This is a genomic window from Kribbella speibonae, from assembly GCF_004331375.1.
GTDB lineage: Bacteria > Actinomycetota > Actinomycetes > Propionibacteriales > Kribbellaceae > Kribbella > Kribbella sindirgiensis.
Map to the genome: position 1 here is coordinate 182524 of NZ_SJKC01000009.1, position 16623 is coordinate 199146.

The following is a 16623-nucleotide window of genomic DNA, read 5'->3' on the forward strand; positions in this document are numbered from 1 at the left end:
TCGATATGGCTAAGCGCATCGAGGTCAGCGGCCTCAACGTCTACTACGGCGACTTCAAGGCCGTCGAGGACGTGTCGATGACGGTCGAGCCCCGCTCGGTCACCGCGTTCATCGGCCCGTCCGGCTGCGGCAAGTCCACGTTCCTGCGCACCCTGAACCGGATGCACGAGGTGATCCCGGGCGCCCGCGTCGAGGGCAAGGTGATGCTGGACCAGCAGGACCTGTACGGCAACGGCGTCGACCCGGTCGCGGTCCGGCGGGTCGTCGGCATGGTGTTCCAGCGGCCGAACCCGTTCCCGACGATGTCGATCTTCGACAACGTCGCGTCCGGCCTGAAGCTGAACGGCGTCAAGGACCGCAAGAAGCTCACCGAGGTGGTCGAGTCGTCGCTCAAGGGCGCGAACCTCTGGAACGAGGTGAAGGACCGGCTCGACAAGCCGGGCGCGGGTCTGTCCGGCGGTCAGCAGCAGCGGCTCTGCATCGCCCGGGCGATCGCGGTCGAGCCCGAGGTGATCCTGATGGACGAGCCCTGCTCGGCCCTGGACCCGATCTCCACGCTGGCGATCGAGGACCTGATCGAGAAGCTCAAGGACCGTTTCACTGTTGTGATCGTCACGCACAACATGCAGCAGGCGGCGCGGGTCTCGGACCAGACGGCCTTCTTCAACCTGGCCGCGACCGGCAAGCCCGGCCGGCTGATCGAGATGGCCCCGACCAAGCAGATCTTCTCCAACCCGGGCGAAAAAGCGACCGAGGACTACATCACGGGTCGCTTCGGCTAGGCCGTCGTACGAGTTATCCACAGCTGCGGGCCGGTGATTCACCGGCCCGCAGCTGTATTTGGTGTCAATTGGTGCAACTGTCCACAGATCGGGCGTTTCGCGCTTGCCGTGCCCGCCACTGTGGCCCTCCGACCGCTAGCCTTTGCCCAGTAAACGCGGGTGAACTGTGACGAAAGGACCATCGTGAGCGACCAGAACGTACCCCCGGGCACCGGACCGGAGGACGGCCGGAACCAGGGACCGGGCGCGCCCGGTGGGCAGCCGTCCTATGGACAGGGCGCCCAAGGCCCCGGACAGAACCCGTACGGCAACCCCGGTGCCACACCGCCGGGACAGCCCGGCCAGCCGGGGCAGTACGGCCAGCAGCCGGGGGGTCAGCCTGGTTATGGTCAGCAGCCCGGCCAGCCGGGCGGACAGCCTGGTCAGCCTGGTTACGGCCAGCCGCAGTACGGCCAGCAGCCGGGCCAGCCCGGTTACGGCCAGCCCCAGTACGGCCAGCAGCCCGGCCAGCCGGGTCAGCCCGGTTACGGCCAGCCCGGCGGCTACCCGCAGGGTCCTGACTACGGCCAGGTGGCGCAGGCTCAGAGCGGCCTCGTGCAGATCCCGGGCATGGGCACCGTGAAGGTGGCGACGATCGGATCGCGTGCGCTCGCACGCATCATCGACAGCGTCATCCTGTACGCGGTTGTCGGCATCCTGTACTTCGTCTTCATCGGCGGTACGGCTGCGGCGACCAACGACGGCACCGTCTCCGACGGCGAGACCGCCGGCATCCTCGGCGGGTTCTTCGCCTTCATCGGTATCTCGGTCCTGATCACGATCCTGTACGAGTTGCTGCTGACGGCGTTCAAGGGCCAGACGGTCGGCAAGATGGTGATGGGCATCAAGGTCGTCCGTTCCGCGGACGGTCAGCTCCCCGGCTTCGGTCCGGCGTTCATGCGCTGGCTGCTGCCGATGATCGGCGCGTTCCTCTGCTACGTCGGCGCGCTGCTCGTCTACCTGTCGCCGCTGTTCGACAGCTCCGGTCGGGTGCAGGGCTGGCACGACAAGGCCGCGAACACGCTGGTGATCGGGCTCCGGTAGTCGGCTGAAGGAAACTGGGGAGGGGCTGTGCTGAATCCGTTCGAGCAGGACTGGTGGGATGCGTGGAACTTGTGGAGCGCATTGGGCCAGGGTGTTCAGCTGCAGCCTCTCCCGCCGCCGGTGCCGCTGGGTCCCGGTGAGACCGCCCACGCGGTCGAACCGTGCGAGGTGCAACGGTTCGACGGCATCCGGCTCGCCTTCGGGAGCTCCCACGGCAACGCGTCGGCGGCGCAGTGGCGCACCATCGACAACGGTACGGCGGTGCTCACGCGGTACCGCGTACTACTGCTGAACCGCAACGGCCAGCAGGACTTCGGGATGGCCGCCGTGACCCGCATGTGGACCGAGCATGACGGGACTGTTCTCGCCTACGGGGACACTCAGTACAAGCTGCGGGTGCCGCGGCCGGTGTGGTTCGACGTCATGTTGAACCACGTCGCGTTCAACCGGCGGATCGACCTCGTGGTGCCGCCGTTCGTGCAGGCCGCGTGGCAGCGCGCCGGCCTGATCAGGTGACCGGCGCTAGAAATTCCGTAGTACGCCGAAGATCAGCAAGGCGCCCAGAGCAACTTTCGTGAGGATCGCGACCGCCCGTGGGCTGAGGCGCTGGCGTGGCAGGTTGAGCCAGCCGGCGCGGGACAGCGACCAGGCGAGAACTTCGTAGCCGATGGCAACACCGATGAGCGGGCCGAGGATCAGGACCGCGGCGTTGAAGTGCCAGGCGGCGTTCAGGTCGCCTTCGAGGAGTGCGGCGGCCATTCTGGTCGCGCCGCAGAACGGGCAGTCGAGACCTGTCATCGTGTGCAGCGGGCACGGGATGCCGAGGCCGGACAGCCGGTAGATCCCGGCCAGCGCGAAGCCGCCGATCCCCACTCCGGCCAGCCCCCAGACGCGTCGATCGACAGGTTTGACCGGTCCTTGTGGACGGGGCATCACCGCGAAGGTCACACTCCCACCGTACCCGCGATACTGGTCGCATCGATCGACTGGGAGACGGATTCCGATGAGCACACCGACGCCGCCCGACGACAACCGGCCGCAGGACCGGCCGTACGGAAACACCGAGCCGGGGTACGGGTACGGACAGCAGCCGGGCTACGGGTACGGGCAGCAGCCACAGCAGCATCCGCAGCAGGCGCCGTACGGGCCGGGCTACGGTCAGCCGTACGGCTCGAGCTACGGCCAGCAGCCCTACGGCTCCTATGGCTACGGCTACGGCGCTCCGATGCCTCCTCTGGCCGACTGGGGCCCTCGCGTTGCCGCGTCACTGATCGACAGCCTGATCGTGCTGGTGCCGATAGTGATCGGGTACGGCGCTCTGATCTGGAACGTCGTGGCGCGCCAGGACAACCCCTCCCCCTATGACAATCCGCAGTGGTGGGCGATCATCCTCTTCCTCGTGAGCATGGTCGCCGCCATCGCGCTCAGCCTGTGGAACCGGGTCTTCCGGCAGGGACGGACCGGGCAGAGCGTGGGCAAGAGCGCACTGCACATCAAGCTGATCGACGCCGTTTCCGGAGAGCCGATCGGCGCCGGCAAGTCCTTCCTCCGCGACTTCCTCAGCGGCCTCTTCAACAACGCCTGCTTCCTGAACGTCCTGTGGCCCTTGTGGGACGACCAGAAGCAGACCTGGCACGACAAGGTCATCAACACCTACGTGGTGAAGATCTGACGTCAGTGCGAGCGCAGTAGACCCGCGCAGGCCACGGCCCACAGCACACTGCTGAAGGTGCCGATGATGAAGCGCTCTGCAACGGCTTGCGGCGTGACCGAGGCAGGCTGGTCGGGGCTGCGGAGCTCGGGGTACCTGGCGAGTCCCTTGATAGCCAGCACCACAGCGATACCTTCCGGCCAGCCGGAGACCAGTGAAGCGTAGATAGCCATTCGCTCGAGCGCACCGATCAGAGCGCCGCCCCGCAGCACCTCACCGGCCTTCTGCGTCGACTGGGCGCGTGTGCTCCTCCGGTCGGCCAGGGCCATCACAGAGGTCGTCAGCGGCCCGCCACCCGTCACTGCCAACGCTCCGGCCAGCAGGAGCAGTATGTTCCACCAGCGCTCGGCCCAGCCGTCCACTCCGTGTCCAGCGAGCAGCAGTACGCCGACAGCGGCGAGGCAGGCCAGCATGACGCTGCTGATGACGATCTCGAGGGTGGAGCCGGACGACCTGGGCACCCAGGCGAGTACGGCGAGGACCAGTGCGGCACCGGTCAGCGACAGGACCAGCGCCGTCACGCAGCGGCCCCGGCACCGAGGAGGTCCGCGGCCAGCACCCGTCCGCGCTGTTCCTCGGCGAAGCCCGCGGCCTGGGCGCGTTGTGTCACCGCCGACTGGCTGATGCCGAGCTTCACACCGATCTCCCGCCTCGTGAGTCCTTCACCCAACAGGTCGGCCACTGCCCAGCCACGGTCGCTGCGGCGCCGCAGCACGGACGCCATCAGCCAGAGCACCGTCTCCACCTGCTCTGCTCTACGCGAGTCCGCTCCGACCACGTTCACGTGGTGCTGGCTGGACTTCGCCCGCGTCACCGCCTCCCGCGCGAACACGTACGCGTCGCCGCTTCCGGCGCGGGTGCTGCGCGGCAGCGGCTCGGTGACCTCACCGACGCCGAGTCCGACGTACCAGTTGTCAGACCGCAGCAGTTCGACGATCACGTCGACGGTCGGACGGGCCTCGGACAGCACACCCTGCACCTCGTCGCCGGCGGTCCGCTCGAACCTCCGCAGCAGTCCGGTCCGCCGCGGACGGCGGTTCAGGAAGTTCAGTAGCTCAGGTACGAGATCGCTCGTGCTTCGGCTGCCGCGCTGATCTACCGTGAGAACGAAGACCATCCCTGCACCTCCTTCTGAACGGCTTAAGGCTACAGTCTTATTCACGTAGAGTGAAGGGTAAAACCTGAATCGGTTCAGCCGGTTACTCCCCGTATCCGGCCCGGAGCCAGATTCACGCCGGGCCGGACGGGGTCCGTACTCAGTCCGTGATCGGCAGGTACAGCTTCTGGTCCGCGGCCTTGAACGTTTCCGACATTTCGGCGAAGCCGGCCTCGATCGCGTCGGCCGACGTCAGGCCGTGTTCCTCGGCGTACGCGCGGATGTCGGCGGTGATCCGCATCGAGCAGAACTTCGGGCCGCACATCGAGCAGAAGTGCGCGGTCTTCGCGGGCTCGGCCGGCAACGTCTCGTCGTGGAACGACCGCGCCGTGTCCGGATCCAGCGAGAGGTTGAACTGGTCCTCCCAGCGGAACTCGAACCTTGCCTTGGACAACGTGTCGTCCCAGTCCTGCGCGCCCGGATGCCCCTTGGCCAGATCGGCCGCGTGGGCGGCGATCTTGTACGTGATCACGCCGGTCTTCACGTCGTCACGATCAGGCAGGCCGAGGTGCTCCTTGGGCGTGACGTAGCAGAGCATCGCCGTACCCAGCCAGCCGATCTGGGCCGCGCCGATCGCCGACGTGATGTGGTCGTAGGCCGGCGCCACATCGGTTGCCAACGGCCCCAACGTGTAGAACGGCGCCTCCCCGCAGAGCTCCTCCTCGAGCCGGACGTTCTCCGCGATCTTGTGCATCGGCACGTGTCCGGGGCCTTCGATCATCACCTGCACGTCGTGCTCCCAGGCGATCTTGGTCAGTTCGCCGAGCGTCCGCAGTTCGGCGAACTGCGCCTCGTCGTTCGCGTCGGCGATACACCCCGGCCGGAGGCCGTCGCCGAGCGAGAACGTCACGTCGTACTCGCGGAGGATCTCGCACAGCTCCGCGAAATGCGTGTAGAGGAAGGACTCCTGGTGGTGCGCCAGGCACCACGCGGCCATGATCGACCCGCCGCGGGACACGATCCCGGTGATCCGCCGGGCGGTCAGCGGCACGTACCGCAGCAGTACGCCGGCGTGCACGGTCATGTAGTCCACGCCCTGCTCGCACTGCTCGATCACGGTGTCGCGGTACACCTCCCACGACAGCGCCGCCGGATCGCCCTTCACCTTCTCCAGCGCCTGGTACAACGGCACCGTCCCGATCGGCACCGGCGAGTTCCGCAGGATCCACTCCCGCGTCTCGTGGATGTTCTTGCCGGTGGACAGGTCCATCACGGTGTCCGCACCCCACCGGGTCGCCCAGACGAGCTTCTCCACCTCTTCCTCGACCGAGCTGCTGACGGCCGAGTTGCCGATGTTCGCGTTCACCTTCACCAGGAACTTCTTCCCGATGATCATCGGCTCGCTCTCCGGGTGCCGGCGGTTCGCCGGGATCACCGCGCGCCCGCGCGCCACCTCCGCGCGGACGAACTCAGGATCGAGCCCTTCCCGCAAGGCGACGTACCGCATCTCCTCGGTGATCGTCCCGGCCCGGGCATGCCCGAGCTGGGTGAGTCCCGGGCGGCCGGCGATCCACTCGCGCCGGAGCGCGGGCAGACCGGCCTGGACGTCGATCTGCGCCGACGCGTCGGTGTACGGACCGGAGGTGTCGTAGAGGTCGAAGTGTTCGCCGTTGGTCAGATTCACGCGGCGCGCCGGTACCCCGAGCTCTCCGCGATAGATCTTCTCCGAGCCCGAGATCGGACCCGTGGTGACGGCCGGACGGATCGTGCTGACATTCACCATGCTGCTGCTCCCTACGCCGGAATTACCCGGACAGGTTCGGCGGTCGGCGGCGCCGGCGATTCAAGCCAGCCGCCCTCTCAGCCCACTACGGTGCGAGCTCCCGCGATTTCCAGTTGTGACCGCCACCCTAGACGAAGCCTGTAGCGTCGAGGAATGCGAGACCTCGTCTACCCGCCTGTCGTCGCCTTCGCGAAGACCGCGTTCACGGTGCTGGACCTGAAGATCCGCCGTACCGGGACCGAGCACGTCCCGCGGACCGGCGGGGCGCTGATCGCGATCAACCACATCAGCTACGTCGACTTCATCCTCGGCGGGTACGGCGCTTTGCCGGCCAAGCGGCTCGTCCGGTTCATGGCGAAGGAGGTGCTGTTCCGCAACCGGATCTCCGGCCCGTTGATGCGCGGGATGCACCACATCCCGGTGGACCGGGACGCCGGCGCCGCGTCGTACCAGCAGGCGCTGGAGTACCTGGCGGCCGGTGAGCTGGTCGGCGTGTTCCCGGAGGCGACGATCAGCCGGTCGTTCGAGCTCAAGGAGTTCAAGTCCGGCACGGTGCGGATGGCGGCGGAGGCCGGCGTACCGGTGCTGCCGATGATCCTGTGGGGCACGCAGCGGATGTTCACCAAGGACCACCCGCGGGACTTCACCCGGCACCGGCCGATCTCGATCAGCATCGGCGCGCCGATCACGGTGACGCGCGACGACGATCCGGCCGAGGCGACCGCACACCTGCGGTCAACGATGGCGGGGATGCTGGACGAGACGATCCGCGCCTACCCCGAGCAGCCGGAGGGCGCCTGGTGGCTGCCGGCCGCGTACGGCGGCAGCGCGCCGACTCCCGAGGAGGCCCAGCGGCTGGACGCCGAGGAGCTCGCCAGGCGGGCAGCGAAACGTCAGTAGGGCGGACCAGACCTTGACCCTCGGCCCGGTACGAGGGTACGAAGTCTTTCGTTGACGGAGCAGGAACCTGGGGGGTCCCTGTGTGGCGGGCGGCTGCGGTGGCTCGCGTACCAGGAGCGGGCGGGGATGGTTTTGTTCGATTCACCGGAAGAGCTGCATCTGTTCGACCCGGGGGCGCTGACGCCGGCCCCGCACGTGGCCGAGCACATCCCGGACGCGGGGGCGTTCTTCGTCGACTGGGCGACCCGGGGACTGTCCGCGGACCGCGCCCGGGAGATCGAGTCCGCGGTGAACGGCCGGCGCAACCAGAACGGCTGGTTCCCGCTCGAGTCCCTGGACAGCATCGGCCGCAAGGGCTTCTGGCGCGGCCCGCTGACCTACCTGGCCCGGATGACGGCCGACGACGCCCGGATCATGCAGGAGTGGGCCACGGACGGCCTAGGCGGCACCCAGTCGAGCCGCATCGAGGCGACCGTCGACCACCTCCTCCACCAGCAGGGCCACGCGGCCGCGGCCACCTGGGCGGTCGCTGTCCGCCCCCGCACGTACCTGGACGCAGAGGTCCTCGGCGACCGCCTCCTGGCCGCCTGGGAGTACAACCTCGGCTCCATCCGCGCCAAGGACGTCGCCAAGTCCGTACGCCGCTGGAACCGCTGAAGAACCGCTGTACGACGGGCAGCCGCCAGACCGCCCGTCGTACGGCTCAGTGGAACTGGGGGATGATCAGGTACAGCCCGTAGAGCACTGCCGCCAGGCAGGCGGCGAAACAGAGTGCGGCCACGCCTGTGTCCACGAAGGACGGCTGCCGCTTCTCGTCGATCGCCACGGCCCGCCGCGACATAGCGGTCACCCCGAACGCGAACAGCACCGCCAGGCCGACGCCGAAGAGCAGACTGACCAGTGCGACCTCACCGAGCGCACTCCAGTTGATGTGCATCGCCGTACTCCTCTCAGGCCGCCGCGGCCGTGGCGGCCTGGCTGCTGCTCGGGTACTCGTTGACGTTCTCCGACGTCACCGGACGGCGCCGGGACGCGGCGTAGATTCCGCCGCCGGCCGCGACCGCGAGGATCGCGATGATGACCACACCGAGGTTGCCGGAGTCGGCGACCTCGCCGGCCAGCGCGCCGACCACCGCAGCGGCCGGCAGCGTGAGCAGCCAGGCCACGGCCATCCGGCCGGCGACCGTCCAGCGCACCTCGGCCAGCCGCTTGCCGAGGCCGGCGCCGAGGATGCTGCCGGAGCAGACCTGCGTGGTGGACAGCGGGAAGCCCAGGTGCGAGGAGGCCAGCAGCACGGCCGTCGAGCTCGTCTCCGCGGAGAAGCCCTGCGGCGACTCGATCTCGGCGAGGCCCTTGCCCATCGTCCGGATGATCCGCCAGCCGCCCAGGTACGTCCCGGCGGCGATCGCCAGACCGGCCGCCAGGATCACCCACAGCGGCGGCCGCGACCCGGAGGCGAGGCTGCCCGAGGTGATCAGCACCAGCGTGATGACGCCCATCGTCTTCTGCGCGTCACCGGTGCCGTGCGCGAGCGAGACCAGCGACGCGGACGCGATCTGCCCGATCCGGAACCCCTCGTTCACCGACTTCTTCCGCGCCCGTGCGGTGATCTTGTAGGCCAGGAAGGTGCCGAGCAGCGCGACCACACCGGCCACGATCGGGGCCGCGACCGCCGGGACGATGATCTTCTGGACGACGGTTCCGAAATGTACGGCGCTGCTCCCGGAGGCGATCCAGGTGGCGCCGATCAGGCCGCCGAACAGTGCGTGCGACGAGGAGCTCGGCAGACCGACGTACCAGGTCAGCAGGTTCCAGAGGATCGCGCCGACGAGTCCGCCGAAGATGACCGGAACGGTCACCTTCGTGTCGTCGACGATCCCGCTGGAGATCGTCTTGGCGACCTCGGTCGAGATGAAGGCGCCGACCAGGTTCAGCACCGCCGACAGCGCGACCGCGACCTTCGGTCTGAGAGCTCCGGTGGCGATCGACGTCGCCATCGCGTTGGCGGTGTCGTGGAACCCGTTGGTGAAGTCGAACACCAAGGCGGTGACGATCACCACGACGACGAGGAAGGACAGGTCCATCAGGATCACTTCCCTAGGCGGACGATCTGCAACGTCGATCGACCGTAGGCCGGGTGAGTGAATTCGGCATGAATGGATCTTGTGTTCTTACTCCAAGATCAGGTGAGCCAGCCCGTAGACGCCGGCCGCGACGATACCGGCGGCCGGGATGGTCAGGATCCAGGCGGTCACGATGCCTTTGGCGACACCCCAGCGGACAGCGGACAGGCGCTTGGTGGCGCCGGCGCCCATCACCGCGGAGGTGATCGTGTGGGTGGTGGAGACCGGGGCGTGCAGGCCGATCGCCATCACGTACAGGACGGTGGCTGCGACCGCCTCGGAGGCGAAGCCGCGGGCCGGATCCAGGTGGATGATCCGGCGGCCGAGCGTCCGCATGATCCGCCAGCCGCCGGAGTACGTGCCGAGCGAGATCGCGGTCGCGGCGGACAGCTTCACCCAGATCGGGATCCCGTCGCCCTTGCTCACGTGACCGGTGGTGAGCAACGCCAGGAAGATCACGCCCATCGTCTTCTGGGCGTCCTGAAGGCCGTGCCCGAGCGCCATGGCGGCGGCCGACAGCGACTGCGCCAGCCGGAAGCCGCGCGTGGTCCGGCCGGGGTTGCTGTTCCGGAAGATCCACAGGATCGCGGTCATCAGCAGGAACGCGCCGACGAACCCGACCGCGGGCGACAGCACCATCGGGATGACGACCTTGTCGACGATGCCCGACCACAGCACCACGCTGCTCGACGCCAGGCCGGCGCCGACCAGGCCCCCGATCAGCGCGTGCGACGAGGAGCTGGGCAGACCGAAGTACCAGGTGATCAGGTTCCAGGTGATGGCGCCGACCAGCGCGGCGATCACGATCACCAGGCCGTGTTTGCCGCTCGGAGCGCTGATGATGCCCTTGCCGACGGTGTCGGCCACCTCGGTCCCGAGGAAGGCGCCGAGGAAGTTCATCACCGCGGCCATCACCAGCGCCACCCGCGGCGTCAGCGCCCGGGTGGACACCGAGGTCGCGATCGCGTTGGCGGCGTCGTGGAAGCCGTTGGTGTAGTCGAAGGCCAGCGCGATGACGACGACGGCGATGACGAGCGCGAACTCCACGCTCAGCTCTCCTTGACGGCGATCTGCTCGACCGTGTTGGCGACGTGCTCGAACGCGTCGATCGCGGCCTCCAGCAGGTCGACCACGGTCTTCAGCTTCATCACCGTCAGCGCCTCGTACTCGCCGCTGAACAGCTTCGCGATCAGCCGCCGGTGCACCGCGTCACCGGTGTTCTCCAGGCGGTTGATCTCGATCCAGTACTCGGCCAGGTCCTTCATCGTCCGCAGCCTGGGCATCGTCTCGGCGGTCAGCTGCGCGGCCCGCTGGAGGACCTCGATCTGCTCGGCGATCTCCTCCGGCAGCTTCTCCAGGTTGAAGAGGTGGATGGTGTCCACCGCCTCCTCCATGAAGTCCATGACATCGTCGAGATCGGAGGCCAGCCGGTAGATGTCCTCACGGTCGAACGGGGTGACGAAGGTCGAGTTCACCCGGCGAATGATCGAGTGGGTGGTCTCGTCGGCCGCGTGTTCCGCGTCCTTCATCTGGGCAGCGATCTGGTGGCTCGCGGAGAGCCCGGTCCCCGCCGTACTGCCGAGCAATTCCGCCAGGATGCGCGATCCCTCCACGAGGTGGTTCGCGGACTCGGTGAAAAGGTCGTAGAACGTCGGGTCGTTCGGACGCAGACGTAACGGCACTTCAAGCTCCGGATGAACGAGGGACAAACCGTGAACATGCTAGGGGGAACCATCGGTTGACGCGGCATCCGCCCCGATCAACGTAGCGCGTCGCGGTGAACCGCGTTTCCCGGCGCGCACGACCGGTGACCGATCGGTTTCAGCGTGTTATCACGGCGTACAGGTCGAAGAGCCCGACCACGAGCACCAGACCGGCCGCGATCCGGAGCACGTTGTCGTGGCCGAGGGCATGGATCGCGCCACCCTTGGTCCGGCGGTAGACGGCGCTCACCGCCGCCCAGCAGCCCATCGAGAGCACGAGAACGACGATCCCGAGACCGGTTCGGACGTCGGACGAGCCGTGGCCGGAGGCAAGCAGCAGGACGCCGTTGGCAATCAGCCCGAGCGCCGTACGCCGCCACGCCAGCAGTGTCCGCTCCGGCTGGCGGCCTGGATCCGGTGTGCTCATCGCCACACTCAGCGCCAGAGCGAGAACAGCAGGCCGATCAGTCCGACCACGCCGATCGTTGCTCCGAGCATCAGCGGGAGCTTGGTCACCGGGAGTGCGCCACCGCGACGGATCGCGGTCAGATTGAGCTGCCAGCGCCGAAACGCGCCCGCGGTCGTCACGATCCCGGCGAGGACCAGGACGATGCCGATGGCCTTGGCCGGCAAACGGTCCGGCCCGAGATCGAGGAACTGCACCGCGGACAGCCCGCCTGCGTAACAGGCCAGGGAGGTCCGCAGGTAGGCCAGATAGGTGCGTTCGTTCGCGAGGGTGAAGCGGTAGTCGGGCTCCTCCTCCGTCATCCGCAGCTCACCAGGCCGTAGTCCTCTTTCAGCGTCAGCACACGGCGCACGCTACTAGTCAGCTGCGCGGCGAAGAACTTGTCCTGCTGCGCCTTGGCCACCAGCGCCCCCACCATGTCGGCGGTCAGGCCGGCCTTCGCGTTGATGACGATGTCGCCGCCGGCCGCCACGAACCGGGTCGCGCGCTCGCCGGCCGGGACCGCGGCGACCTCCGCCGCGGCGCCGACGTCGTCGGTGATCACGACCCCGCGCCAGCCCAGATCGCCGCGCACCATGCCCTGGATGACGGTCGGCGAGAACACCGCGCGGTTCTTCGGATCGATCTTCGTGTACGTCACGGTCGAGATCATCACCATCGATGTACCGGCCTTGATCCCGTCCGCGAACGGCTGCAGGTCGGCGTCGCCGCGCTCGGTGACGTTGTCGACGACCCCGGAGGAGAAGTCGGTGTTGCCGCGGACGCGCCCGAGGCCCGGGAAGTGCTTGACCGACGTCGCGATCCCCGCGTTGCGCATGCCCTGGACGAAGGCCCGCACACCCTGACCGGCCTCCTCAGGCGTGTCGCCGTACTCACGGTCCAACTGGCCGATCGGTGCGTTCTGGGACTTGAGCGAACTGGGTACGACGTCGGCGACCGGCGCGAGGTCGACGTTGACGCCGGCCTCTTTCAGTTGGCTGCCCCACTGCTGGGCCTGCGCGGTGAGCTTGGAACTCGACCATGTGCCCTGCACCGTAGCCGCCGGGATGCGGTCGAACCCGGAGCCCTTGAGGCGCTGGATCTGACCGCCTTCCTGGTCCGCGGCGATCAACGGGCGGACGCCTTTCACGGTCGCGGCGGTATTCACCGCGGCCATCGCCGTCCGGGTGTGCGAGAGGCTGCCGCCGTTGCCGATCAGGAACACGCTGCCGGACTTCTCCTGCTGTACGACGGCACGCTGGGCGGACGTCATACCCGTGGAGTTGATCCCGGTCATGATCAGCTGTGCGGCCTTCTCCCGCAGGGTCAGGGTCCGCAGCTTCTGGTCGACGCAGCCTGCCGCACTGGTCGGCGGCTTCGAGGTCGGCGGCTTGCTCGGGGTTTCGCTCGGTGTGTTCGTAGGCGTGTCCGTCGGCGTTGTCGGCGGATCGTCGGTCACCGGGATCGAGGACGACGGCACGGTGCTCGGTCCTGCGGTCGGGGAGCCACTGTCGCCACAGCCGGTCACGGCGAGGGCAGTCAGCGCGATCAGCGCGACCGGGCGCCTCATCTCAGTTTCGCTCCCACGCCGCGCGGTCGACGGTGTCACCGGAATGCCGGGCCAGGGTCGCGCAGACGTCGTACAGGTGCTCGACCTGCTCGGGGCTGAGGGCGTCGAAGATCGACTTGCGGACCTCCTCGACATGCCCGGGGGCCGTGTCGACGAGCTTCTGCCGCCCGAGTTCGGTGAGGATCGCGACCTGGCCGCGGCGGTCGGACTCGATCCCCTCGCGCTTCACCCAGCCGTTCTGCTCGAGCCGGTTGACCGCGTGCGAGAGGCGACTGCGGGAGCCCTGGGTGGCGACCGCGAGTTCACTCATCCGCAGCCGGTTGGCAGGCGCTTCGGACAGCCGGACGAGAATCTCGTAGTACGTGTGCGGAATTCCGGCGTCGCGCTGCAGTTGCTGCTCGATCCGGCTGCTCACTACGCGTTGCGCCGCGATGTACGCGCGCCAGGCCTGCGCCTCTGTCTGGTTCAGCCACCGGGGTTCCGCCATCCCCGCAGCGTACTTGTTCACCGATCCGAATCAGCAGTACGGCGGCAGCGCACACCAGCATGCCGACGACGGCGAGCGCGCCGATCGTCTCGTGGAACAGCAGGAACGCGAACACCATCGTGGTCGGCGGAACCAGGTAGAGCAGTGAACTGATGCGTGTTGCGCCGGAGAGCTTGAGGTTGACCAGGTACAGCCCCCAGCCGCCGCCGGTTGCCAGCAACACCAGCCAGAGCACCGCGCCGTAGAAGCCCGGCTGCTCGGGCACGGTCAGTCGATGGGTCGACGCAGCCAACGCGGTGAACAGGACTGCGGACACGAGGCTCTGGACCGCCAGCGCGTCCAGAGAGTTCGTCGCCGGCTTTCGATGCCGATCGAGGCAGGTGCCCGCGACCAGGCCGAGGAGACCGCCGATCGGGATCAGGAAGAGGAGCGGTGAACCGTGGCCGGCTCCGAGGTCGTCAGCGACGACCAGACCGACACCGAGCAGACCAATGAACAGTCCTAGCCATTGGCGCGGGCTGACACGTTCGCCGAGCAGCGGCCCGGCGACGGTCGCGATCAGGATCGGCTGGAGTGACCCGATGAGCGCGGTGACACCGGCCGTGATGCCGTGGTCGATACCGGTGAAAATCAGGCCCAGATAGACGAACTGGGTGAGAACCGCCATCCACACCTGGCTCACGAGGTCCCGGCGAGAGATCCGCGGCCGCCGGATCGCCAGCACCACCACGGCGATCGCGCCCGCGACGAGGAACCGCCAGGCGAGCAGGTCGAACGCGTTTGTGTACTCCGTCCCCCAGCGCGCACCGATGAAGCCGCAGCTCCAGAACACGACGAACCCGGTCCCGGCTGCCAGCGTGAGCGCCCTGTGCGTGATCATGGAAGACGGTAACCACACCGGTCGGTATACTGTCAGTATGCTCGACCAGCAGGTGAGACTGATCGTGGACCGCGAGGTCCGTGCGGCGCCGCGGCTGACCCCGGCCGGCGAGCGCATCCTCGCGGCCGCGTCGACGCTGTTCTACGAGCAGGGGATCCGGACCGTCGGCGTCGATGCGATCGCTGCGGCGGCGGACGTGACGAAGAAGACGCTGTACGACCGGTTCGGGTCGAAGGACCGGCTGATCGCGGCGTACCTGGAGCAGCGGGACCGGACCTGGCACCTGTTCCTAGACGAACAGCTGGCCGCACGGAATCCGGCCACGCCCGAGGCGGTGATCTTGGTGCTCTTCGCCGCGCTGACGGACTGGCTCGCTGGATCACGCAACGGATGCGGATTCATCAACGCGAGCGTCGAACTGGCCGCGCCGGACCACCCGGCGATGCCGGTGATCGTCGGCCAGAAGCGGTGGATGCGGTCCGAGTTCGAGGCGCAGGCGCGGGCGGCGGGGTTTGCGGACGCGGGCGAGCTGGCCGATCGGCTGTTGCTGCTCCATGAGGGCGCGCTGGTCAGTTACCGGGTCGCGGCGATGACCTCCGCGCCGGAGGTCGCCGCGCGGGCAGCCGCCGATCTGCTCGCCGGGTGGCCGCGGGTTTAGGTGTTACTTCGTTTGGTGATGGTCAGGCCTACGAGGCGGGACACGACCATGGCGACGTACCCGAGGCCGGCGAGCTGCTCGAGCATCACGACTGAGCGTCCCCAGGACGTGATCGGGACGATATCGCTCAGGCCGGTGCTGGACAGGGTGGTGAAGCTCAGGAACAGCAGCTCCATCCACGTGCGATCGTTGGCCGGATCAACAGCCGCGGTGAAGCTGCCGGGGACGAGAACCTGCACGAACACGTACAGATAGGCGAAACCCCAAGCCACCAAGGTGAAAGTGGCTCCCGTCGCGAAGAGTTCGTCGACGCTGACCTCGTGGTCGGACAGCATGTAGCGGAGCAGGCTGTACGCCGCATAGAAGTAGAAAGCCGCATGCAGCGCGCCGGAGATCGCGACCACTGGTTGAGTCGGATTGAACGCGTCGACCACCGACAACGCCACCGCCGGGATCCCCAGGCAGACGCTGACCCAGGTCAGTCCAGGAGTCGCCCGGACGGACACGACCGCGAGCACCAGTACGACGATGCCAAGAATCTCGAACCCGACCCGGCCGGAACGCGACCCCTCCATCGCCGGATAAACAAGCACGCCAAGCAACTGCACAACCAGCAACACCGCCGACGGATTCCGCCTGGCGTGTCCCAGCATGCTCGTCATACCTGCTCGCGGGAGGCGATGATCGCGGCGCGGCGGGCCAACCGGTGACTCCGGCGGATCTCGGCCTCGCGCAGCCGGCGACGGTCCTCGTCGGTCTCCGGAACCGCCTGCGGCACCTGCCGAGGCTTCCCCTCCTCGTCGACGGCCACAAACACCAGATAAGCCGACGCGACATGCACCTGCGGACCGACCGCATCCCACCGATCGGCGGTGATCCGTACGCCGACCTCCATCGAACTCCGCCCGGTCCAGTTCACCTGCGCGCTGAAGTGCACGACATCACCGACCCGCACCGGGACCAGGAACACCATCTCGTCCATCGAAGCGGTCACCGCGGCCCCACCCGAGTGCCGCGCCGCAACCACACCGGCCACCGAGTCGACCAACGTCATGATCACGCCGCCGTGCACAGTGCCGAGCAGATTCGTCTCGTTCTGCGCGGTGATATGCGACAACGACAACCGCGTCTCCGAGGTAGGCCGCGCCAACGGACTGCTACTCATACAACTCCTCGCTAACTCCGACAGCGTCCGCGGCAGCGTATCCCGCCCCCACCACTCACCGACCACACCTGACCCGCACCGGACAACAGGACCCCCCAACCGATGGGTTCTCCGCTCGAACCCTCGAGTCGTGGGTTTTGGTCGCCGAACGCAGCCTGGGTCCACGACTCGCGGTTTCGGGGACCGACCAAACGCCACGACTCGGGACCGGAGCGTGGGATGAGCTGCCGTGGCCGG

Annotated in this window: 22 protein-coding genes; 7 read left to right on the forward strand and 15 right to left on the reverse strand. The window is 67.9% G+C overall.

What is annotated here, in order from left to right; genetic code table 11:
• Positions 1–5: 5 nt before the first annotated feature.
• The 3 genes from pstB to E0H92_RS41775 all read left to right on the forward strand — a co-directional run bounded on the left by pstB (position 6) and on the right by E0H92_RS41775 (position 2381).
• Complete coding sequence (gene pstB, locus E0H92_RS41765) at positions 6–782, forward strand: phosphate ABC transporter ATP-binding protein PstB (protein WP_131294238.1); 777 nt, start codon at positions 6–8, stop codon at positions 780–782.
• A gap of 183 nt (positions 783–965) precedes the next feature.
• Positions 966–1865, forward strand: coding sequence for an RDD family protein (locus E0H92_RS41770; RefSeq protein WP_131500203.1), 900 nt, complete (start codon positions 966–968; stop codon positions 1863–1865).
• 27 nt (positions 1866–1892) lie between these two features.
• Positions 1893–2381 (forward strand): hypothetical protein, encoded by a 489-nt coding sequence (locus E0H92_RS41775; protein WP_131460655.1) that lies wholly within the window; start codon positions 1893–1895, stop codon positions 2379–2381.
• A 6-nt stretch (positions 2382–2387) separates the two neighbouring features.
• Here the strand turns inward: E0H92_RS41775 and E0H92_RS41780 are convergent, their stop codons facing one another.
• Complete coding sequence (locus E0H92_RS41780; RefSeq protein WP_238152555.1) at positions 2388–2813, reverse strand: DUF2752 domain-containing protein; 426 nt, start codon at positions 2811–2813, stop codon at positions 2388–2390.
• A gap of 55 nt (positions 2814–2868) precedes the next feature.
• Between E0H92_RS41780 and E0H92_RS41785 the strand changes: the two genes are divergently transcribed.
• Entirely contained in the window at positions 2869–3537 is a 669-nt protein-coding gene (locus tag E0H92_RS41785; protein WP_131460656.1) for an RDD family protein, read from the forward strand.
• Positions 3538–3539: 2 nt separating this feature from the next.
• Here E0H92_RS41785 and E0H92_RS41790 read toward each other — a convergent pair whose 3' ends face one another.
• The 3 genes from E0H92_RS41790 to thiC all read right to left on the reverse strand — a co-directional run bounded on the left by E0H92_RS41790 (position 3540) and on the right by thiC (position 6455).
• On the reverse strand, positions 3540–4097 hold the full coding sequence (locus E0H92_RS41790) for a hypothetical protein (RefSeq protein WP_131460657.1): 558 nt from the start codon (positions 4095–4097) through the stop codon (positions 3540–3542).
• The gene (locus tag E0H92_RS41795) at positions 4094–4693 is read right to left on the reverse strand and encodes a transposase (RefSeq protein WP_131460658.1); all 600 of its coding nucleotides are present in this window, start codon (positions 4691–4693) and stop codon (positions 4094–4096) included. Before E0H92_RS41795 ends, E0H92_RS41790 begins: the two co-directional genes overlap by 4 nt.
• A gap of 139 nt (positions 4694–4832) precedes the next feature.
• Positions 4833–6455 (reverse strand): phosphomethylpyrimidine synthase ThiC, encoded by a 1623-nt coding sequence (thiC, locus tag E0H92_RS41800; protein WP_131460659.1) that lies wholly within the window; start codon positions 6453–6455, stop codon positions 4833–4835.
• A gap of 153 nt (positions 6456–6608) precedes the next feature.
• Between thiC and E0H92_RS41805 the strand changes: the two genes are divergently transcribed.
• On the forward strand, positions 6609–7355 hold the full coding sequence (locus E0H92_RS41805; RefSeq protein ID WP_131460660.1) for a lysophospholipid acyltransferase family protein: 747 nt from the start codon (positions 6609–6611) through the stop codon (positions 7353–7355).
• 126 nt (positions 7356–7481) lie between these two features.
• On the forward strand, positions 7482–8012 hold the full coding sequence (locus tag E0H92_RS41810; RefSeq protein ID WP_131460661.1) for a hypothetical protein: 531 nt from the start codon (positions 7482–7484) through the stop codon (positions 8010–8012).
• A gap of 46 nt (positions 8013–8058) precedes the next feature.
• Here the strand turns inward: E0H92_RS41810 and E0H92_RS41815 are convergent, their stop codons facing one another.
• The 9 genes from E0H92_RS41815 to E0H92_RS41855 all read right to left on the reverse strand — a co-directional run bounded on the left by E0H92_RS41815 (position 8059) and on the right by E0H92_RS41855 (position 14563).
• Positions 8059–8292, reverse strand: a complete 234-nt coding sequence (locus E0H92_RS41815) for a hypothetical protein (protein ID WP_131460662.1) — start codon at positions 8290–8292, stop codon at positions 8059–8061.
• A gap of 13 nt (positions 8293–8305) precedes the next feature.
• Positions 8306–9442: an inorganic phosphate transporter gene (locus tag E0H92_RS41820; RefSeq protein ID WP_420843856.1), complete on the reverse strand. Its 1137-nt coding sequence runs from the start codon at positions 9440–9442 to the stop codon at positions 8306–8308.
• Positions 9443–9526: 84 nt separating this feature from the next.
• Entirely contained in the window at positions 9527–10525 is a 999-nt protein-coding gene (locus tag E0H92_RS41825; protein WP_131460664.1) for an inorganic phosphate transporter, read from the reverse strand.
• 2 nt (positions 10526–10527) lie between these two features.
• Entirely contained in the window at positions 10528–11160 is a 633-nt protein-coding gene (locus tag E0H92_RS41830) for a DUF47 domain-containing protein (protein WP_131460665.1), read from the reverse strand.
• Positions 11161–11299: 139 nt separating this feature from the next.
• The gene (locus tag E0H92_RS41835; RefSeq protein WP_131500205.1) at positions 11300–11608 is read right to left on the reverse strand and encodes a DUF202 domain-containing protein; all 309 of its coding nucleotides are present in this window, start codon (positions 11606–11608) and stop codon (positions 11300–11302) included.
• A gap of 8 nt (positions 11609–11616) precedes the next feature.
• On the reverse strand, positions 11617–11949 hold the full coding sequence (locus E0H92_RS41840) for a YidH family protein (RefSeq protein WP_131500206.1): 333 nt from the start codon (positions 11947–11949) through the stop codon (positions 11617–11619).
• Positions 11946–13196, reverse strand: coding sequence for a glycoside hydrolase family 3 N-terminal domain-containing protein (locus tag E0H92_RS41845; protein ID WP_131460667.1), 1251 nt, complete (start codon positions 13194–13196; stop codon positions 11946–11948). The genes E0H92_RS41840 and E0H92_RS41845 overlap by 4 nt, the downstream gene beginning before the upstream one ends.
• Before the next feature lies 1 nt (position 13197).
• Positions 13198–13611, reverse strand: a complete 414-nt coding sequence (locus tag E0H92_RS44550) for a MarR family winged helix-turn-helix transcriptional regulator (RefSeq protein ID WP_238151427.1) — start codon at positions 13609–13611, stop codon at positions 13198–13200.
• The gene (locus tag E0H92_RS41855) at positions 13499–14563 is read right to left on the reverse strand and encodes a DMT family transporter (protein WP_165550269.1); all 1065 of its coding nucleotides are present in this window, start codon (positions 14561–14563) and stop codon (positions 13499–13501) included. The genes E0H92_RS44550 and E0H92_RS41855 overlap by 113 nt, the downstream gene beginning before the upstream one ends.
• Positions 14564–14600: 37 nt before the next feature.
• On the opposite strand from E0H92_RS41855, the gene E0H92_RS41860 reads away from it, so the two are divergent.
• Positions 14601–15221: a TetR/AcrR family transcriptional regulator gene (locus tag E0H92_RS41860; protein WP_131460669.1), complete on the forward strand. Its 621-nt coding sequence runs from the start codon at positions 14601–14603 to the stop codon at positions 15219–15221.
• Here the strand turns inward: E0H92_RS41860 and E0H92_RS41865 are convergent.
• Together E0H92_RS41865 and E0H92_RS41870 are read right to left on the reverse strand one after the other, a co-directional pair.
• A complete protein-coding gene (locus E0H92_RS41865; RefSeq protein ID WP_202874105.1) occupies positions 15218–15883 on the reverse strand; it encodes a potassium channel family protein in 666 nt (221 codons plus the stop codon). The two genes, E0H92_RS41860 and E0H92_RS41865, sit on opposite strands and share 4 nt — an antisense overlap.
• A complete protein-coding gene (locus E0H92_RS41870) occupies positions 15880–16386 on the reverse strand; it encodes an acyl-CoA thioesterase (protein ID WP_131500207.1) in 507 nt (168 codons plus the stop codon). The genes E0H92_RS41865 and E0H92_RS41870 overlap by 4 nt, the downstream gene beginning before the upstream one ends.
• Between the last annotated feature and the right edge of the window lie 237 nt (positions 16387–16623).